This window comes from Bradyrhizobium sp. CCGUVB1N3 (assembly GCF_024199925.1).
Taxonomy (GTDB): Bacteria; Pseudomonadota; Alphaproteobacteria; order Rhizobiales; family Xanthobacteraceae; genus Bradyrhizobium.
In genome coordinates, this window is sequence record NZ_JANADR010000001.1 from 3,105,890 (window position 1) to 3,123,142 (window position 17,253).

The following is a 17,253-nucleotide window of genomic DNA, read 5'->3' on the forward strand; positions in this document are numbered from 1 at the left end:
TCATCCCGCATGCTGCCTCGTTGCAAGAAGAGACGCTTGCCGCACCGCGGCAAGTGCATAGAAAACTTTCCAATGTTGCCAGTGAGCACCACTCTCGCTGCTTGCTCGGAACTATCCTGCAGCGGAACCGCAAACGGGTTCCCTTTGCCGCATCGCTCGGCGAGTTCCCTATCGATTTTAGGCAAATGGGAACTCACGCGAACGGAACCCGTTCCCGCATCGCTCACGATAATCCAGATGCGATCAAGGTGATTCCCGCTAGAAGGGAATGGTTGTGGAGGCGCTCGGCGCGTTCAATGCTGTGCCCCATATCGGCATCAGCATGTTGAAACTCGGGAGAGATGCCGTAACAGTGAGTGCGCTGGCTCCCGAAGTCGTGTTCAGCGTCGGCGAGAGACCGCCGAGCATTGGAGCAACGGCTTTTTTGGCCGCGGCGGATGGCAGGGGGTCACCGCTACAGGTTGGTGAGCTTTTGGTCATTACGTTGTTTACGTAGCAGTCGTTGATCATCCATGTGCGAGCACCGGCATTCGCGAGCGTCCGCAATGACTGCATGGTGATTGCGTAACGCCCCAGATCGAAGATGGCGAACATCAATGTAAAAAGCGGCACGGCGACGAGGCAGAATTCGAACGCCGCCATGCCGCGCTGATCGAGCTTTCTCATCACTGCACCAACTGGACATACTGGCTTTTAGGCAGCTTCGTTTGCGATGGGCACCCTGTGGTGTCAAAAGTGGCATTTCCGTTGAACGCGATCGAGGCGGCGATCAACTGGCCACAACCGCCGGCGCCGCCTACGGCGATCGTCGGATCGCCCTGAAACGTCACTGCTGCGTTCGGCGCGTAGATGTTTCCTGTGAGGTTGATGTTGCTGTTCCCACCGAAGGTCACAGCCGTCGCTGAAGCATCGTACATGGACATGTACTGGAATAATGCAGCGCTGGACTGAAGAGCCGCGGGAAGCGACGAGGCACTCGGGGCAGTTGCCGGCCCCTTCAGGGTGAGCGTGCCGCCGCCCTTCGTGTCAATGCTCGCCCCAGGCAGCAGGATGAAGGTCACTCCTGTGCATGGACTGTTACAGGTGATCGAGGAACCGCCTTTGAGGGTCAGAGTACCAGATATGAAGTACACCGACACGCCTGCAGCCAGGTTGAAAGCGGTATTGCCCTTCGTCGAGGTATTGTTATTCGTGCATGCAGTGCTGGCCGAACCGGCCACGTAAGCGACGAGATCCGATCCTGGACATGCTGGAAGGCCGCATTTGGCCGGGAGCGTGGGGTTCGCTCCGCACAACGTGGTGAGGGCGCCATCGAGAGCAGAGAAGGGATTGACGGTCGGGGCCGGCAGATACTTCAACGCCGTGTCACAGAAAGACGCGGTACCCGTGCAACCGCCGACGGTCGATAGCGAGCCGAGATTCATGGTCATCCCGCCGCCGGTGAAGTTTATTGCATCCTTGGCCGGATCGTTCGAGGCCATGCCGCAATTCGGCGCATTGATGTTCGGGCTGCCCTGGAAACTGAGAGAGCCTATCAATGACAAGACGCAGGGCGGGAACGTCACACTCTTGACTGAGGCCACGGCTGTCGCGCCAATGTTGACGGTGGACAAACCAAGCATTTGTGCCAGGTATGCCGGCTGTTGCTGGATAGCAGTGGCCTGAACGTAAGTTCCGGGCGTCCCGTTCCATGAAGCGAGTGAAGCGACCGTGACGGTCTGCGAGACTCCCGCCGGAAGGCTGGTGCTACACTGGGAGCCGGGATAAGAGGTGCCGCCTGCGTTGCAGAACGCGTTCTGTGCCGCGGCTTGTTTGGCGCGATAGTCCACCGTCTGTGTCACCGCGCACGGCGCGTTCGATAGGCACAGTTGCTGCATGGCGCCCGAAACGGCCGCCGCATCGGCGGCATTCTGCGCGTGTTGCCTGGTAACGTACCACGATCCCGCCTCGCCCCCGAGTGCGACCACGCCTATCAACGGTATCAGGGCGATAATGGTCCCGAAGGTGACGGAACCACGACGAGAGTGAAGCAAGCCACGCATGGACCACTCCTATTGAAACCGTTCGGCGTAAGACAGTGTGTACGTGCAGGGATCGGCGTTGGTACTCCGACAGATCCAGGCTCTTGACACGATGGGAGCCACGGTGACCGTCGTCGAGTACGTGTAGTGCTTGGGCGAACCGGAGTTGGTTGTGGAGCAGGCAGCCATGCTATCGCTGCAGACGACCTGGAGATTGTTGATGGGATAACCCGAAACCGAAGTGGGGAGCGCTGACTTCCAGGTCGCCCAATCGGTAACGTCCTGCGGCGGGTTGTACTGGATCCTTTGCCCGAAGGCGCGCAATGCCTCCCACGCGGATACAAACCGAAAACCGGCGGCGGCAACGTCAGCAAGCGGCAGAAGCAGGAACGTTCCCAAGAAAGAAAAGACGATCAGCATTTCAAACGCCGCGGCACCGTGCTGATCGGCAATGAAAGACCTTCGATGGCTCGCGCGCGGGCCTCGACGGACAGTTACCAAGTCTGGACGCCGACTCCGAGCACGAGCAGTTTGAACGATGTCCATGTCAATTCGGCCACGCATGGCCGCTCACCAAACATAAGGGACCAATCTCCAACGCGATGCTTCGTAGCTGGAATACTCAGGGCAAGTGCGCCGAAGCAGATCTTCTTCGTAAAGAATTCGGCAGACTTGAACGCCGATATGCAGGACCAGCACGATCACCGTGAGCGGCGTCAGATATTGCAGCACCACGCCCACGATCACGATCTCTTCCGCGAAGTAGAGCGGATGCTTGATCCATCGATAGGGACCGCTCTGCACCACCGAACGCGCCTGCGGCACCAGGCTGAACGACCGCCCCAGGTGTCGGATGGTGACAAGCATCATGACCAGGCCGATCAGCACGCAAGCGGTCGACAGCAGATTCGGCAACGCCTCGTCGGTCTTGCCGAAGAAGGAGATCGTCCACGGCATATAAGAGCCGACGAATGCAGCTATTCTTGGCATGACCCCGTCCGCATGCGCCTTTGCCGGTGACCTGCTCAGGATCAACACCGCCAGAAGCATGTAGAAGATGGCAAGGCAAAAACTCGACAGAAGCGACGGCCAGGGATCGGTAAATGACCCAATTCTAATGGCGACGCAAAGTGTCAGCAACAAGAACCACATGCTGCCGAGCAGTTGCATCATCCACTCGTACGACCGGCTTCTCGACAGGGTCACTGTGCTCATGGCTTACTTCACCGAGATGCTGGAGAATGTACGCACGAGGTGCAGAAACGGACTTCCGCCCAAAATGATGAACATGGCTGGAAGCATGAACAACACCATCGGAATGGTCAGCTTGGCGCCCAGCTTGTGCGCTCTTTCCTCCAGGTTGGTAATGCGTTCCCGCCTGAGGTCGATAGCGATGCTGCGGAGAGCCTGGCTCAGGGGCGTTCCGTATTGCAGGCTTTGGCTTACCATGGTGCCGAACCGGCGAAGTCCTTCTGACGTAGATGCCAATTTCTCGAAGGCCTCGCTGCGATTTGGCAATATCCGGAGATCATCAAGAAGGCCGTACAAAACCCGGGCCATGGCAGGATTGGTCCGTTTCATTTCTTCCGCTACGCGTTCCAGCGCGCTCTCCAGACCCATTCCCGCTTCGCTGCAGACAACCAGCAAGTCGATCATATCCGGCGTGCCTAGCCGAATGCCGGCATTGAAACGCCGTCTCAGCACCAACAGGATCAACCGCGGCCCCACAATTCCGATCACCACGCCAATGAGACTGAAGACCAGCACATCGGTCAGTGGCTTCCCAAGAAGCTGCGCAACAAACAGGGCAATGATCGGGAATAAGAACATGCTGACGGTTTTGACACCGATCCAGATCGACAAGGCCCGATGAGGATTCAAGCCCGACGATTGAACGATCGTTCGGAGCTGGTCCAGATTTTCCGCAGAGTAGAAGCGCCGATACCGCGCGCCGAGCGACGAAAGCCAACTGGTGATGTCCTGGATGGGCGCGGACCGGCCAGGAACGCCCAACACGGCATTTGACACCCGTATGTTCAACACACGAATGTGCAGTTCGTGGATGATCAACACGAAGGTCGCAGTCGCAAGTACTATGGCGAGGGCCACCAAACTGAGACCGAAAGTCATAGCGCTGTTTCCCTTCTGACCATCCAACGGATCACAAGGGACCCGACAATCACCGAGGCTGCTGCGTAAGCCAGCAGCCTGTTTCCGGTCGGATCATAGATCAGCAGATCGACTGTTTGCGGATTGATCAGGTATAGTAACCCACCGACAATGACGGGCGACAATGAAAGCGCGCGCGAGGAAAAGATCACCTCTCCGGCCAGAGCCTTCGCGCGAGCAGCGAGCGCAACACGCTGCCTCACGGTATCTCCCAATGTTTGCAAGGTTTCGGTCAAACTGCCACCTGACTTCAGCTGGACTGCGAGCGTGACCGCAAAGATCCCATACTCCGCCACTTGCGTTCGTTGATAGACGGCTTCGACGGCCTCCTCTGGAGGTCTCCCCATACTCACTTCGCTGCAGACGATGGCGAACTGCCCAGCCGTTGGTTGCGGCATCTCGCGAGCAATGGTGCGAAATGCTTCAGTCACGGGTAACCCGGATCGAACAGTACTCGTCACCAGCTGGATCGTGTCAGGCAGCTGTCGAAACAGTTGACTGGTGAGGCGATGCCGCTGCCATCCAAACAGACCTCGCACCACCGAAATCGCTACAATTACTGCCACCGGATACGCATAGAGGCTGGGAAAATCCAGCACGCTATTGGCATAAAGGATTGCGGCTGCTGCGATCGCACCGGCAAACAGCACGTATGCGGGGTGGCAAACGTAAGCGATCCCGGCCTCGTAACTGACGATGCGGAAGACAAACTGCCAGCGGGATCCGGCCTCTAGCCGGCGAATGGAGGGCAGGTTCGCCGAATCTGAAACTGGCAGAGCTATCGCTACCTGACGATCGATGCGTCGTTGTCGTGCGTCGAGCCACAAACTTAAGGCTGCTGCACATGTCAGGAGCACGAGGTCAAAGGTGGTCAAAAACTCCGACATTATAGTTGCCTCATAGCCTCGGCCCAGGCTCGATCAAGCCCATAATAGGTAAGACGGCTCTTGAATTTTGGGACCGCGTTCGTGGACCTGTAGGTGCCCGATATCCGTCCGTGAACATCCTCGTGTTCGTACTCGAACGCCGCGATGTCATTGGTGGTGATCACCTCGCCTTCCAGCCCGATCACCTCGCTGATCTGGATAACGCGACGCTGTCCATCCCGCATGCGTTCGACCTGCACGATGAGATCCAGCGCAGCGACGATCTGAGACCTGATCGCCCGCAGCGGCAGGTTTGGCTGTCCCATCTGCACCATGTTTTCAATACGGGTCATTGCATCGCGGGCGCTGTTCGCATGCACCGTCGAGATCGAACCATCATGGCCGGTGTTCATCGCTTGCAGCATGTCAAACGCTTCAGCGCCGCGCACCTCGCCGACGACGATCCGGTCAGGACGCATGCGTAGCGCATTCCACACCAGATCGCGTTGTGTCACCTGCCCCGTGCCTTCGAGGCTGGGGGGCCGCGTCTCCAGGCTGATCACGTGCGGCTGTTGAAGCTGCAACTCTGCGGCGTCCTCGATGGTGACGATGCGCTCACTGTGATCGATGAACTGGCTCAGGGCGTTCAACAGCGTCGTCTTGCCGGAACCGGTGCCGCCAGAGACCAGAATATTGAGCCGGGATCGGGCGGCAATCTCCAGCAATTGTCCCATGGCCGCGGTCACCGAGCCGTTCTGGATCATCCCGGCCATGTCCAAACGGCGACTTGGAAATTTTCGGATGGATATGCAGGGGCTATGGATCGCGAGCGGCGGGAAGATGATGTTGACCCGGCTGCCGTCAGGCAGGCGGCAATCCACCATCGGACTGGATTCGTCCACTCGGCGCCCGACTTGCGCGGCAATTTTCTGCGCCACCGAGGCGATATGATCATTGTCGCGGAATCGCACCGCGATCCGTTCCAGCTTGCCGCTTCGCTCGACATAAACGTTACTCGGCCCGTTGACCATGATGTCGTTGATCGATTGATCCAGCAGAAGCGGACGCAGCGGCCCGTAGCCGGTCATGTCGTCTGCAATCTCGTCCGCCAGCTGAAACTGCTCGCGGCCTGACAGTTCGAGCCGTTCCTCGTTGGCGATTCCGTGGATGATTTCCTCGATCTGCCGCCGAAGAACATCGCGCGAAACAGTTGCGGCCACCGACGGCTCAATCTGCTCGATGACCCGTTCGCGCAGCGAAGCCGGCATCGCGGGGCGCTGAATCGTAGATTCGTCGCGTCTCGGCGTCGATGCAGGCGAGCTTGGCGCCGGCAAGCTCGGCGTCGACGCAGGCAAGCTTGGCATCAATGCAGGCAAACGAGCTGGCGTGTCGTCTTCGCGCCTACCAAATGTCTTCGTCACCCGAGCAGCCTCCTCAACCATCCCTTCCGTTCGGCACCGACGCCTGCGATCTCCCGGACAATTGGGGCGAGGTGACGTCGCAACCCTCGTACGTGCTTGAGAGCCGGAATTCCGAGATTGACCGCTTGGGTCATCCCCTTGCCGAGATCGGGAATCACCATGTCGGGTTCTGCGCCCAAGGCCTTGACAATCGTATCCCTGGGAAGGCCGCCGGGACGATCGGCGCGATTGAGCAAAGTAAACACGCGATCCTTGCCGGCGATGTTGGTGACGGCCGCGCGAAGTGCATGGGCGTTGCGCAGTCCGGTCACTTCCGCTTCCAGCAGCACCAGCACGTGGCGAGAAAGAGTGATCACCGGATGGATGGATGGCGGAAACGGGACTGGAACATCGACCACGACGTAATTGAACCGTTGGCGGAGCAGACCCAGCACGTGTCTCACTCCCGCCTCAGTAATGTTCAGCTGCGCATCCAGGTCCTCGTCGGCGGAAATGAGGCAAACTCGCTCGTTGACATCAATAGCCGCGCGTTCGAGGAACAACGTGTCCGCCCGCATCGGGTTCTCCAAGGCGATGCGCAGCCCAGGTCCAGGCTGAACACCCAACATTACGGCTGTTTCGCCGCCTTGCAGATGAAGGTCGAGCAGCGCGACCTTGGCCTTGGTGGTCTCGGCCAGCTGCAGCGCGAGATTGATGGCGATACTCGTTGCGCCGGCACCGCCCTGCGCACCACAGATCGAGATCACATGCCCGCCACGATCGGTGGGACCGGGCGCCACGTCGCCAAGCAACTTCGGGCGCAGCTGGTCTAGCACCATATCGCGCGTAAGCGGCCTCGGCAGATACTCGGTCAAGCCGATTTCCATAAGCTCGCGGTAGAAGGTGATCTCCTTGCTCTCACCGATCAGAGCCACCCGGACATCGGGTGGGCAGACGCCGGCCAACCTTTCCAGTTCGGTAAATGGATCATCGATTCCACTGATGTCCGTCACCAACGCGAATAACTCGGTGTCGGTCTCGAGCATCTTTATGGCATTACGGATCGTGCCACGCCTGATCGACAAGTTGCTGCCTTCGAGGCCTTTGCGCAGAGCCGCTGCACTAAGCTCGTCATTCACGAAACAGACGATTCGATTGCGCGTTGCAACCGACGGAGATTCTTCGGACGAACTGACGACTGCCATATTTACGTTTACGCTCACCACTGCCTCCCTTACCGACGTGACGACACGGCCGACGCGAGCGGCGCTGACGGGGCAATCGCCGGCAGCACGTCGCCGCTCAACAGCGTGCGCGTGTTCCCTGTATCGTCTCGCCTGACTGAGTATTTCGTACCGCTGTTGCGCGCATAAACCACCACCGTCGCGGCCGTGTCTCCTGTATCCTGTCGATCGACCGCTGACCGTACGGCCAAGGTGAGCTTTCCGAGCACTGCTGCGACCGTGACTTTCTTGACCTGCTCTGGCGCAAGCTGCAACGATACGGTACGCGCTACCTTCCCGGCCGTGGCGTTGCTGGCTGAGCCACCTTGCACGATCTCCTGGTCAATCGCGACAATTCGAACGTTGTGAACAACGGTTTCGCTCAGCGTGCCATGCTGTTGATCGGGATTTCTCTTGTCGTCGTTCGCTGCTGTCGATTCCTGGGTCATCACGACATCCACATAGTCACCCGGCCAGATCAGGCCCGAGACACCAGACGCGGCGTCAACGTTGATGCTGATGGCACGGCTATCGGGTGCCAGGACGGTGGCGAGAAAACCCCGTTCCCGCGGGCGCAATATGTCCTTTGATGTGACGGGACTGCCGGTGTCGAGAAAGTTGCGAACCAGAGCTCCGCGAAGTCCGATCTTGGCGTCGGCCGTATCAAGGATTGCCCCTGCAGGAGCACCATCCGACGCTGGCACCGAGCGTACTGTGAAATCCTCATCGCGGGCCAGCGTCCCTCTCGGTAGCGGACGTGCCGCGACCAAGTACGCTACAGCGGGAGGCGGCTCCGGCGCCTTCTCCGCGACCTGTACGACCGCGACCTGTTCTTTCGGCAGAACCATGTTGTAGGCAATAAGCCCGAGCGCAGCGGTCGCGAGCAAAAACACCATGATGATCGAGAGACGCAAAGTGGATGACATGTCAAAGTCCTTTGCTGAAAATGGCCCAGATACCGCCGCACGCGATGGCAACCCCGTAAGGCAGCGGTGCCTGTCGCAAATGGCGCCAACGCTCTATCGAGTAGACGCGGCGTACGAGCGACGATCCGGCGGGCGCCAGCCTGGGATATGGCAGCATGCGCATCATCAGATGCACCAGGGCAAGAACGCCGCCGGCAAGCGCGGTTATGGTCAACAACTGAATCACACCCGTCAGCGGGAGACCAACCGCTAATGCGACCAGCAGCTTGACGTCACCGCCGCCAATCCATCCCCGCTGGTATATGACCAGCAGCAGCAGCAACAGGATTGTTGCGGCGATTAGCGATTCGGCAACTTGCATCGGGCTGGTAAATTGACTGGCGATTCCGAGCAGCGCCAGCGCCACACAAATTTCATTTCGGATCAATCGTGTCGCGATATCGATCGTTGCGACATACAGCAACAACAGGATTTCCAGAAACGAGGTTATGGGAACAATCCAATTCATGAAATGCAGGCCTCAAAAACGCGAGGGCACATCAACAAACCTAAAGTGGGGTCACATAAAAAACTTTAAGAAGCGGAGGGCACATTCCGATGCCCCCTCCGGCGTCAGATAGGCGTATTACACGGCCGCAGTGAAGGCGGCGGTGATAGTGGTGATCCCGGTAGCCAACGCCGTCGCGATAGCACCACCTGCTCCCGTACCGAACGCAGCAGCCACTGCGCCGATGATACAAGCGGCGACGATAATGTACTCGAACGACACCACGCCGTTCTGATCCGTGCGCAGGTTCTTCAAAGCTTCGGCGGTCTTGATGTAATAGTTCAACATGGGAGACAATCCTTCTTGCAAGACGAACCACAACTACTAACCCTGGCAGACATTGCCGCGCTTCCAACTGCGTACAATTCAGGTGGGAGGCACATTTTAAGTGGGAGGCACATTCCGATGCCCCCCTCCGGGTCAGATAGCCGTATTACACGGCCGCAGTGAACGCGGCTGTGATAGTGGTGATCCCGGTAGTCAGCGCCGTCTTGATGGCACCACCAGCTCCGGTACCGAACGCAGCAGACACTGCGCCGATGATGCAAGCCGCGACAATGATGTACTCGAACGACACAACGCCGTCCTGGTCCGTGCGCAGATGCTTCAACGCTTTCCTAGTCTCGAAATAGTACTTCAACATCGTAAAACCCCTTCTTTGAAGATGAATTTGCACTTCTCCGGCAGGTGAAAGCCGGTGCCAACGCGTGCATTTATAGCGTGGCGAACATCACGGCGGCTGTGATTTCCGGGAGTAGCCCGAAATTGCCGAGTATTCCCGACCTAGGTGCTTCGCGATGTTTGCGCCGCAAGCCTTGAGTTCGCCGCGCTTCGCTCAACGTGTGTAAGGCCTTCACGGAATGGCGAAAACTTCACTCGGGGTGGATGACGAATTGAGATGCAAGTCTCGTTGAACACAACCTCCGCAGCAGTTAACCAAAGGCTGAGAACAGTCCTTCCCCAGTAAACATACGGGCTCTGCGTAGCGGCGTTGGACAGGAGAAAGTGGCAAGCACAAAGTAAACGACGCTCGTTACACTTCGATCTATTGCAATGGTGAAGGATGTTGCGGCGCAAAGCGGAGCGTCTTTGCAGAGCGACCTTCCCTGCAGCGCGCATGCATGCGCCCGTCATGTCATGCGCACTATAGCACCACCACTAACGGCGGCGTCGTGCTGGCGCTCCCATAGGGTGATGCGAGAGCGGCCGCCTAGTAGACGCACTGACGGACGTAATAGCCGTTCACCCGTATCCACTGGCACGGGCTCGGCGGAGGCTCCTTGATGATGGTGAAGCCGTGATAGTCGATGTTGGTTGGCGCGGTCAGGCCGCGCCAGAACACCGCATTCGCGTCGGACGGGCTCAGGGTCATCGCTGCCAAGAAACAGGCCAGGGCAGCACAGAGCGGAAAGAGTGTTCGCATCGTCGTTTTCCGGTTTGGAATTGCCTGCAGTCGCGCGCTCATCCTGATTGGTCCCGCGGAGGGTCGCAAGTCCTATCGCACCATCAGAAGGCCTGCGGGGAGCTCTCACGCCGCAAGCTTCACCCCGTGTGCGAAATCCCAATACAGCTTTCGTGCACGCGCATAAAAGCGCCCGGGCATGAGTTGCCGGTCGTCGATCCGGATCACGGGCGCGACCTTGGCGAAATTGCCGGTCGAAAAGATCTCGTCCGCAATGACGAAATCCGAATAGCGTAACGTCGCCTCTATCACCGTGATGCCGTCACCGCGCAAAAGGTCGATCACGCGCTGCCGCGTGATTCCGTTCAGGAACGTGCCATTCGGCGCCGGCGTATAGACGACGCCGGCTTTCGCCATGAACACGTTGGAATTGCCGAACTCGGCGACGTTGCCGAGCATATCCAGCATCAGGCAATTCTGGAAGCCACGCGAGGCGGCCTCCCTGAGCGCACGGGAGCTGTTCGGGTAAAGGCAGGAGGCCTTGACGTCGGCCGGCGCGCATTCGGCGGTCGGTCTGCGGAACGGCGACAGCGTAATCGCGCTGCCGACGGGCTCCGGGATCGGCGATTCGTAGATGCAAAGGCACCAGTCCGTCGTTTCCGGATCGAACAGCACGCCGCCGCCGACGCCGTTCTGCGGCCAGTACATCGGGCGGATGTAGAGTTCGGCGTTGGCCGGGAAGCGGGCGATACCTTCACGCGCCAGTTCGAGCCACGTGCCGAGATCGACGATCGGTTTGAGGCCGAAGTTGAGCGCAGATTGATTGACGCGGGCGCAATGACGATCGAGGTCGGGCATGACGCCTTCGAAGGCGCGCGCGCCATCGAACACAGTCGAGGCGAGCCAGAGCCCATGGGTGCGTGGCCCCATGATCGGCAAATTGCCCTCGTGCCACTCGCCTCGGAAGAATGTCCATGTCCTCGAATGGCTGACGGATTTGGTGTTGGGAACCATGACGAACCTCCATTCCGGGACGACTGAGTTATGGTCCGTAGATCACCAGCTCGGAATCCGACAGATCGGCAAGGCGGGGGCAATGCGGACCCTTGAAGTATTTGCGGCGTTCCCTGTAGAGCCCGGCAAGGCCCTTCATGCGGCCATTGGCGTCGAGAGCGACGGAGATCCGGCCGCGCCAGAGCAGGAAGCGGCCGATGGCGCCGGCGCAGGCGACGTAGTCGGCCACATCGGTGCAATAGATCAACTGCATGGCGGGAGGCGCGATCCTGCGGATTCGCATCGACTGCAGGACGAACGGAAAGGCGCGGCCATCGGCAGCGCGGCATACCAGGCTGAGGCAGCCATACGCTGCGTGACGTGCAAGCAGCGCGACGTCAGCCTCGGACAGGCCGTCGACCGCCTGCGTGTGCTGCCGGACGACTTCAACGCGCATATCCCTGGCCCGACGCGACAGCGCTGGAAAGGAGAAGAACAAGCCGCCGCAATAGCGGCGGAATCCCTGCGCTTCGATGGCTGGCCACGTCCATTGCGCCGGACTGATATTGACGTAGGTGACGTCCTTGTGACGCTGCGCGACCTTGGTCAGCATCGGCGCGTAGCTGCGGAAGGCAGGTTTCACATACCAGCTGGAGAGATTGCAGCGGATCGAGATACAGCCGTCATCGTTCCGTGCGGTGTGGATCAACAGCAGAGCGCCGACGGGCGTCCGATCATGCTCGAGCATGTAGCCGAAGCGCGGGAAACTGTCGGGCGTCTCGCGCACGGACAAGCGCCGTAGTCCGTCGATCCAGTAGTCGCGCGAGCGGATCGGAAAGCCTCGTGTCAGAAGATCGGCGATAACGTCAAGATCGGCTATTCCTATTTCGCGGCATCGGATCATGGTCCGAACTCTCACTCACAACTTCCGAGCCGCTTCTTGTTCTTGGTCATCGGGTCTGGCAGGTGCGCCAGGCGGGCGGATCGAGCGGCAACCAACTTGCGACCATGGCGGCGCGCCGGCATTCCGGATGCGGAGAGAGCCGCTTCCCCTGCCCCCAACGGTTTGGAGCGTCCAGCTCGCTGCGACACCATGTACAGCAACCAGTTGCGGTAGATGCGCTTGGCCGGCAGATGCCAGACGTTGTTCAGATCCTTCGTCACCTGATCGGCCGGAAAGTCGGCGAAAAGCTCTGGGCGTCTGTCGGAAAGGGCTTTCTGTCGGAAAGCGATCAATATCTCTTCCGCCTCCTCGTTCAAATAACCCCTCGGTATCGTCGGACAGACTTCGTTCTCTCCCCGGAGGAAGCGACCCATGTCTCTTCTATGTTCGCCCAACAGGCTCAGGGATTCGTATTCCGGGTGGCCCTGGAAATGGACGAAAAGGCTCTTCTTCTGCTGCTTGACGAAGCAGTCGACCCCCGCCTCCGCCGACCAGGAGAGAATCGAATATCCGCAGTTCGCGAGATCCTCCTCCTGCACTTCGTTCCACCGGGCGTGCGGTATTCTGAAGGTCGTCGGCACATCTTGCATCAAGGAATGATGCCTCATCTTTCTTTGAGCGAAGACACCGAAGCATTTGGCAGGCAGCTTGTGGCGCGCAACGCCATCCAAGTGCAGGACAGCCCCATGGACGGCCAGACACGAAAACACCGACGACACGGTATTCTCCCTGGCCCAGTCGGCGATCTGGACGAAGGTGCTCCAATAGGGCTCTTCCGTCAGGCTGGCGGCTCTGGGTTCGGCGCCGGTCACGATCACCCCGTCCAGCCTCCTGTTCAAGAGATCGTCGATGCCACGGTAGTATCGACGCACGTAATCGCGCCCCCATTCCGTACGGGGGGTCGCCTCCATCGTGTAGAAATGCAGCCTGACGAGAAGTCGTCCGGCCGCCGCGTTGAGCAGGTCGAACAGCTGACGCTCGGTCGACATCAAGGCAGCATCTGACATGTTGTTGATGAGCCCGATGTCGAGGCACTCCACCCGGTGTTTCGGCGAGGTCTTGTCATAAGCGCTTCCGCGCGGCGCTCTGGATAGAAGATGGTGTTCGTACGAATCTACGTCAATCAAAACAGTCATTCGAATGCCTTCACAGTTGACGAAACATCAATTCGCGGCACGGAGGGCCTGATCGAGATCCGCGATGATGTCGTCGATGTGCTCGATTCCGACGCTCAGCCTGATCATCTCGGGCCGCACGCCGGCTTTGTCCTGCTCTTCGGGCGACATTTGCCGATGCGTGGTCGATGCGGGGTGGCAGGCGAGCGTTTTCGCGTCGCCAATATTGACCAGCCGTTTGCAGAGCTTCAGCGCGTCGTAAAACCGCTTGCCCGCCTCGAAGCCTCCAGCCACGCCAAAGGTCAGCAGCGAACACGCCCGGCCGCCCAGATATTTCTGTGTCAGCGCGTAATAGGGGCTGTCGTGAAAGCCCGCATAATTCACCCACCCGACACCGTGGGCATTGCGCAAGAACTGCGCGACCTTCTCGCCATTATCGACGTGCCGCTCGATCCGCAGCGCGACGGTTTCAATGCCCTGGAGCAGCAGGAAAGCGTTCATCGGCGCCAGGACGGCGCCGGTGGTCCTCTGCGAGACGGCGCGGCAACGCGCAATGTAGGCAGCGGCCCCGTAGCGCTCGGTGAAGACCAACCCGTGGTACGATGACTCCGGCTCGTTCATCATCGGGAAGCGCCGGCGATGCTCCGTCCATGGGAACCTGCCCCCGTCGATGATAATTCCACCGAGCGTGGTGCCATGCCCGCCCATGAATTTCGTCAGCGACTCCACGACGATGTCAGCGCCATGTTCGATCGGCCGGAGCAGGATCGGTGTCGGCACCGTGTTGTCGACGATCAGCGGAACGCCGTGCCGGTGCGCGACGTCGGCCATCGCTTCGATATCGCAGACGTTTCCGGCCGGGTTTCCGACGCTCTCGCAGAACACCGCCCGGGTATCGTCGTCGATCAGTCCTTCTACGCTCGCCGGCCGGTCGTCTTCCGAAAACCGCACCGTAATGCCCTGCCTCGGCAGGATGTGCGCGAACAGCGTATGCGTGGTTCCGTAGAGCTGAGGGACCGAGACGATGTTGGTGCCCATCTCCGCGATATTGATCACCGCATAGTTCACCGCGGCCTGGCCACAGGCCACGCTGAGTGCCCCGATGCCTCCTTCCAAGTCGGCAACGCGACTCTCAAGCACCGCATTGGTCGGATTGCCGATCCGGGTGTAGCGGAAGCCGTCCACTTCGAGGTTAAACAGCGCGGCTCCATGGTCGGCGCTGTCGAATGCGTACGAGGCGGTCTGATAGATCGGCACGGCGACGGCCTTGGTGACCGGATCGTCCTTGAAGCCGCCGTGGACGGCGATGGTCTCTCTTCTCATGGAGGAGGGTCCTTCGACCCTTCGATCCCGGGCGATCTCGGGATGTCCCTGGCGCATCGCACGTCCTCCAATTCCAACGCCACCTACCGGTCGTTCCGCGGGAAACCGAGCAGGTCCCGCACCGCGGCCGGCCAGCGGGTCGTGTTTCCGCCGTGGGTGTGGAACATGGCGACCGCGAGACGGTCCATTCCGAACGCCACGCAGGCGGTATGGGCCGGCTCGCCGGCCGCATCCACGATGCCCCAGGCGGCACCGAAATGTTCGCGGTGATAGTTGAAGCTCATGCAGGCAGTCGGCTGCTCCTCGGAGCGCAGAGGCACCAGCAGCTCGAACTTCAGCGACATTTGCTTTTGGCTCAGGGCCATCATCTGGCCGACCCGCCCGAAGAACGGATCGCTGGCGTAGTCGATCCTGAAGGTCAACCCGAGATCGCGAGCGATCCCCTGTGCCCGCTCGATCCAACGCTCCCGGAACGTGAAGGCCTGATCAGGGCTGCCGATGCAGACGAATTCGCGCATCCTGAAGGACTGAAGCCGGTCGAGATGGTGCGAGGGCTCGCGGCGGAAGCAATCGGCGGCAACGTCGAAACGCCAACCGCATGCGGGTATGGGACCGCGGCTCGCTGCGATCGGATAGACCGGATAGCAGGCTGCTGGCGACAGCACGAGGTCGGCCGGTGAAAGCGACTGCGTCCAGTCGCCGCCGGCCTCGAAGCGGCTGACTGCGGCGTGGATCTCGCTATCCGTGCCGTGCAAGCCGCAAACGCAACCCAGGAGGTTCGGAAAGCTTTTCAGATAGCCCGACCTCTCAAGCTGCGCACGACTCATGACGGGGGGGAAGCGCATCACCTCGGTGTCCGCTTCGCGATGCCGCGAGATCAGCACCGCAAGCCGCTCTACGACGTCTTCATAGAGCGCGGTGCGACCATAGACCCCCGGAGAGCCCATCTCGTGGAACAGCAAATCGGCAAGATGGTCCAACGGATCGGACGGACGCGAAGCGGATTCCGGCGGTGCTGCAAACATGGCCACGTTCATATCGAGCCCCATTTCCTTTCGAGGACCAAATATCAATCGCGCAGGGAATCCGGGACGGCGCTCATCAGCGTAGCGGTACCCATGCTGGCGAGGATACGATCGTTGTTGATCATGATCGGAGCGGAAAGCACGTCGCGCAGGTGGCGGCCGATACTTACGTCGGTGTCGTTGCGGTAGCCGGACAGGCCGCAGGCGCGCATCGCGTGCATAACGGCCGCGACCGCGAGCTCGGAGGCCTCCACCTTGAGAAGATTGATCGAGGACTGGAAGTCGACGGACGACAGCGCGCGCTCGTCCCGTTCGCGAGCTTCATAGAACTGGAGATTCGCGGCAATGACGGCGCGCAATTTCGTCAGCGTCATTTTGGCGGCAGTGAAATGCGCCGCGCCGGGAGGCATATTGCCGCCCGCCCCGCGGGCGGCCTTGCGGATGAAGAGCTGCGCCCGGTCCGCCGCCGCAGCCGCGATCCCCGCCCAGACCGAGGACCAGCACAGGTGGGCGACGGGCGTCATCGTCTGCGCATGGATCCTTTCGTATGCCACGGGAAATATCTGGTCCGCAGCGCCCCTGAAATTCAGCTTGAACCCGGCGCTGCAGGTCCCACGCATGCCAAGGGTCTCCCAGGCGAGAGTGGGTTCCAGCGTATAGTCGTCGCGGGTGATGGCCAGCAGAACCTGATCGGATCCGGTGGCAGAGTCGGAGCGGCGGGCGACGGTGATGATACCGTCCGCCTCGGCGCCGTACGAGATCACTGTCGCGTCGCGCACCAGCGAAATCTCGGCGCCAGCGCGTTCCACTGCGGCCGTGCTGAACCGGATGTTTCCGCCGTTCTGGCCTTCCGTGGTCGACGATGCCAGCAGCAGCTGTTCGGCAGCCACGCGGCGCATGAGATTTTCGTGCCAGCCGCTGCCAGCGCCATGGCGGACCAGGCACGCGATCTTGGTCTGATGCATCGCGAAGATCATCCCGACCGAGGCGCAGGCGCGGCCGAGCGCGTAACACATATCGGTCACGTCGGAGATGGATGCGCCGTCTCCGCCGAATTCGGCCGGAATCTGAGCGCCCAGAAGCCTCTCCTTGCGGGCCGCGTCGATCGCCTCCCGCGGGAAGCGCGCCTCGCGGTCGACCGCCCCGGCCTCCGTCGCAGCGACCTTCGCGACATTTGCCGTCCGCTGCTGGAACGAGGAACCATCGGGAGAGAACGCTACTCGGCTAATGTCCGTGGCAATGTTGCGGAACTGGACTTCCTGCACACTCATGGGCCAAAGCCTCGCATTTCACGGTTGGA

General features: G+C 60.2%; 19 protein-coding genes. All 19 read right to left on the bottom strand.

Translation table 11 applies throughout. The features are described from left to right. Positions 1 to 258: 258 nt before the first annotated feature. Positions 259 to 666 (bottom strand): TadE family protein, encoded by a 408-nt coding sequence (locus NLM33_RS14720; RefSeq protein WP_254096751.1) that lies wholly within the window; start codon positions 664 to 666, stop codon positions 259 to 261. Further along, the gene (locus NLM33_RS14725; RefSeq protein WP_254096752.1) at positions 666 to 2,042 is read right to left on the bottom strand and encodes a pilus assembly protein TadG-related protein; all 1,377 of its coding nucleotides are present in this window, start codon (positions 2,040 to 2,042) and stop codon (positions 666 to 668) included. Before NLM33_RS14725 ends, NLM33_RS14720 begins: the two co-directional genes overlap by 1 nt. Before the next feature lie 9 nt (positions 2,043 to 2,051). Further along, complete coding sequence (locus NLM33_RS14730; RefSeq protein WP_254096753.1) at positions 2,052 to 2,441, bottom strand: hypothetical protein; 390 nt, start codon at positions 2,439 to 2,441, stop codon at positions 2,052 to 2,054. A 150-nt stretch (positions 2,442 to 2,591) separates the two neighbouring features. Further along, a complete protein-coding gene (locus NLM33_RS14735; RefSeq protein ID WP_254096754.1) occupies positions 2,592 to 3,236 on the bottom strand; it encodes an isoprenylcysteine carboxylmethyltransferase family protein in 645 nt (214 codons plus the stop codon). Between the two features lie 3 nt (positions 3,237 to 3,239). Continuing rightward, a complete protein-coding gene (locus tag NLM33_RS14740; protein ID WP_254096755.1) occupies positions 3,240 to 4,151 on the bottom strand; it encodes a type II secretion system F family protein in 912 nt (303 codons plus the stop codon). Further along, on the bottom strand, positions 4,148 to 5,077 hold the full coding sequence (locus tag NLM33_RS14745) for a type II secretion system F family protein (RefSeq protein ID WP_254096756.1): 930 nt from the start codon (positions 5,075 to 5,077) through the stop codon (positions 4,148 to 4,150). The genes NLM33_RS14740 and NLM33_RS14745 overlap by 4 nt, the downstream gene beginning before the upstream one ends. Further along, positions 5,077 to 6,420, bottom strand: a complete 1,344-nt coding sequence (locus NLM33_RS14750; RefSeq protein ID WP_254105800.1) for a CpaF family protein — start codon at positions 6,418 to 6,420, stop codon at positions 5,077 to 5,079. The genes NLM33_RS14745 and NLM33_RS14750 overlap by 1 nt, the downstream gene beginning before the upstream one ends. Positions 6,421 to 6,473: 53 nt before the next feature. Next, positions 6,474 to 7,679 carry an AAA family ATPase gene (locus NLM33_RS14755; protein ID WP_254096757.1) on the bottom strand — a complete coding sequence of 402 codons (1,206 nt, stop codon included), beginning with the start codon at positions 7,677 to 7,679 and terminating at the stop codon, positions 6,474 to 6,476. A gap of 11 nt (positions 7,680 to 7,690) precedes the next feature. Further along, complete coding sequence (gene cpaB / locus NLM33_RS14760; protein WP_254096758.1) at positions 7,691 to 8,605, bottom strand: Flp pilus assembly protein CpaB; 915 nt, start codon at positions 8,603 to 8,605, stop codon at positions 7,691 to 7,693. Position 8,606: 1 nt separating this feature from the next. Further along, a complete protein-coding gene (locus NLM33_RS14765) occupies positions 8,607 to 9,113 on the bottom strand; it encodes a prepilin peptidase (RefSeq protein WP_254096759.1) in 507 nt (168 codons plus the stop codon). Between the two features lie 117 nt (positions 9,114 to 9,230). Continuing rightward, positions 9,231 to 9,440: a hypothetical protein gene (locus NLM33_RS14770; RefSeq protein ID WP_254096760.1), complete on the bottom strand. Its 210-nt coding sequence runs from the start codon at positions 9,438 to 9,440 to the stop codon at positions 9,231 to 9,233. Positions 9,441 to 9,585: 145 nt separating this feature from the next. Beyond that, complete coding sequence (locus tag NLM33_RS14775; protein ID WP_254096761.1) at positions 9,586 to 9,795, bottom strand: hypothetical protein; 210 nt, start codon at positions 9,793 to 9,795, stop codon at positions 9,586 to 9,588. Between the two features lie 567 nt (positions 9,796 to 10,362). Beyond that, positions 10,363 to 10,575 carry a hypothetical protein gene (locus NLM33_RS14780; RefSeq protein ID WP_254096762.1) on the bottom strand — a complete coding sequence of 71 codons (213 nt, stop codon included), beginning with the start codon at positions 10,573 to 10,575 and terminating at the stop codon, positions 10,363 to 10,365. Positions 10,576 to 10,680: 105 nt separating this feature from the next. Continuing rightward, on the bottom strand, positions 10,681 to 11,568 hold the full coding sequence (locus NLM33_RS14785; RefSeq protein ID WP_254096763.1) for a branched-chain amino acid aminotransferase: 888 nt from the start codon (positions 11,566 to 11,568) through the stop codon (positions 10,681 to 10,683). Between the two features lie 28 nt (positions 11,569 to 11,596). Then, the gene (locus NLM33_RS14790; protein WP_254096764.1) at positions 11,597 to 12,451 is read right to left on the bottom strand and encodes an acyl-CoA acyltransferase; all 855 of its coding nucleotides are present in this window, start codon (positions 12,449 to 12,451) and stop codon (positions 11,597 to 11,599) included. 11 nt (positions 12,452 to 12,462) lie between these two features. Beyond that, positions 12,463 to 13,626 carry a homoserine O-succinyltransferase gene (locus NLM33_RS14795; RefSeq protein WP_254096765.1) on the bottom strand — a complete coding sequence of 388 codons (1,164 nt, stop codon included), beginning with the start codon at positions 13,624 to 13,626 and terminating at the stop codon, positions 12,463 to 12,465. Positions 13,627 to 13,653: 27 nt separating this feature from the next. Beyond that, positions 13,654 to 14,928 (bottom strand): O-acetylhomoserine aminocarboxypropyltransferase/cysteine synthase family protein, encoded by a 1,275-nt coding sequence (locus NLM33_RS14800; protein WP_254096766.1) that lies wholly within the window; start codon positions 14,926 to 14,928, stop codon positions 13,654 to 13,656. An 83-nt stretch (positions 14,929 to 15,011) separates the two neighbouring features. Next, the gene (locus NLM33_RS14805) at positions 15,012 to 15,965 is read right to left on the bottom strand and encodes an amino acid--[acyl-carrier-protein] ligase (protein ID WP_254096767.1); all 954 of its coding nucleotides are present in this window, start codon (positions 15,963 to 15,965) and stop codon (positions 15,012 to 15,014) included. A gap of 32 nt (positions 15,966 to 15,997) precedes the next feature. Further along, positions 15,998 to 17,224, bottom strand: a complete 1,227-nt coding sequence (locus NLM33_RS14810; protein ID WP_254096768.1) for an acyl-CoA dehydrogenase family protein — start codon at positions 17,222 to 17,224, stop codon at positions 15,998 to 16,000. Positions 17,225 to 17,253: the final 29 nt, after the last annotated feature.

Bases quoted from the DNA above. Each gene is read 5' to 3' on its own strand.
- NLM33_RS14745 (WP_254096756.1), bottom strand. From the start codon at position 5,077: ATGTCGGAGTTTTTGACCACCTTTGACCTCGTGCTCCTGACATGTGCA.
- cpaB (WP_254096758.1), bottom strand. From the start codon at position 8,605: ATGTCATCCACTTTGCGTCTCTCGATCATCATGGTGTTTTTGCTCGCG.
- NLM33_RS14785 (WP_254096763.1), bottom strand. From the start codon at position 11,568: ATGGTTCCCAACACCAAATCCGTCAGCCATTCGAGGACATGGACATTC.
- NLM33_RS14730 (WP_254096753.1), bottom strand. From the start codon at position 2,441: ATGCTGATCGTCTTTTCTTTCTTGGGAACGTTCCTGCTTCTGCCGCTT.
- NLM33_RS14790 (WP_254096764.1), bottom strand. From the start codon at position 12,451: ATGATCCGATGCCGCGAAATAGGAATAGCCGATCTTGACGTTATCGCC.
- NLM33_RS14780 (WP_254096762.1), bottom strand. From the start codon at position 10,575: ATGCGAACACTCTTTCCGCTCTGTGCTGCCCTGGCCTGTTTCTTGGCA.
- NLM33_RS14805 (WP_254096767.1), bottom strand. From the start codon at position 15,965: ATGAACGTGGCCATGTTTGCAGCACCGCCGGAATCCGCTTCGCGTCCG.
- NLM33_RS14735 (WP_254096754.1), bottom strand. From the start codon at position 3,236: ATGAGCACAGTGACCCTGTCGAGAAGCCGGTCGTACGAGTGGATGATG.
- NLM33_RS14725 (WP_254096752.1), bottom strand. From the start codon at position 2,042: ATGCGTGGCTTGCTTCACTCTCGTCGTGGTTCCGTCACCTTCGGGACC.
- NLM33_RS14750 (WP_254105800.1), bottom strand. From the start codon at position 6,420: ATGCCAAGCTTGCCTGCGTCGACGCCGAGCTTGCCGGCGCCAAGCTCG.
- NLM33_RS14800 (WP_254096766.1), bottom strand. From the start codon at position 14,928: ATGAGAAGAGAGACCATCGCCGTCCACGGCGGCTTCAAGGACGATCCG.
- NLM33_RS14810 (WP_254096768.1), bottom strand. From the start codon at position 17,224: ATGAGTGTGCAGGAAGTCCAGTTCCGCAACATTGCCACGGACATTAGC.
- NLM33_RS14765 (WP_254096759.1), bottom strand. From the start codon at position 9,113: ATGAATTGGATTGTTCCCATAACCTCGTTTCTGGAAATCCTGTTGTTG.
- NLM33_RS14775 (WP_254096761.1), bottom strand. From the start codon at position 9,795: ATGTTGAAGTACTATTTCGAGACTAGGAAAGCGTTGAAGCATCTGCGC.
- NLM33_RS14720 (WP_254096751.1), bottom strand. From the start codon at position 666: ATGAGAAAGCTCGATCAGCGCGGCATGGCGGCGTTCGAATTCTGCCTC.
- NLM33_RS14770 (WP_254096760.1), bottom strand. From the start codon at position 9,440: ATGTTGAACTATTACATCAAGACCGCCGAAGCTTTGAAGAACCTGCGC.
- NLM33_RS14795 (WP_254096765.1), bottom strand. From the start codon at position 13,626: ATGACTGTTTTGATTGACGTAGATTCGTACGAACACCATCTTCTATCC.
- NLM33_RS14740 (WP_254096755.1), bottom strand. From the start codon at position 4,151: ATGACTTTCGGTCTCAGTTTGGTGGCCCTCGCCATAGTACTTGCGACT.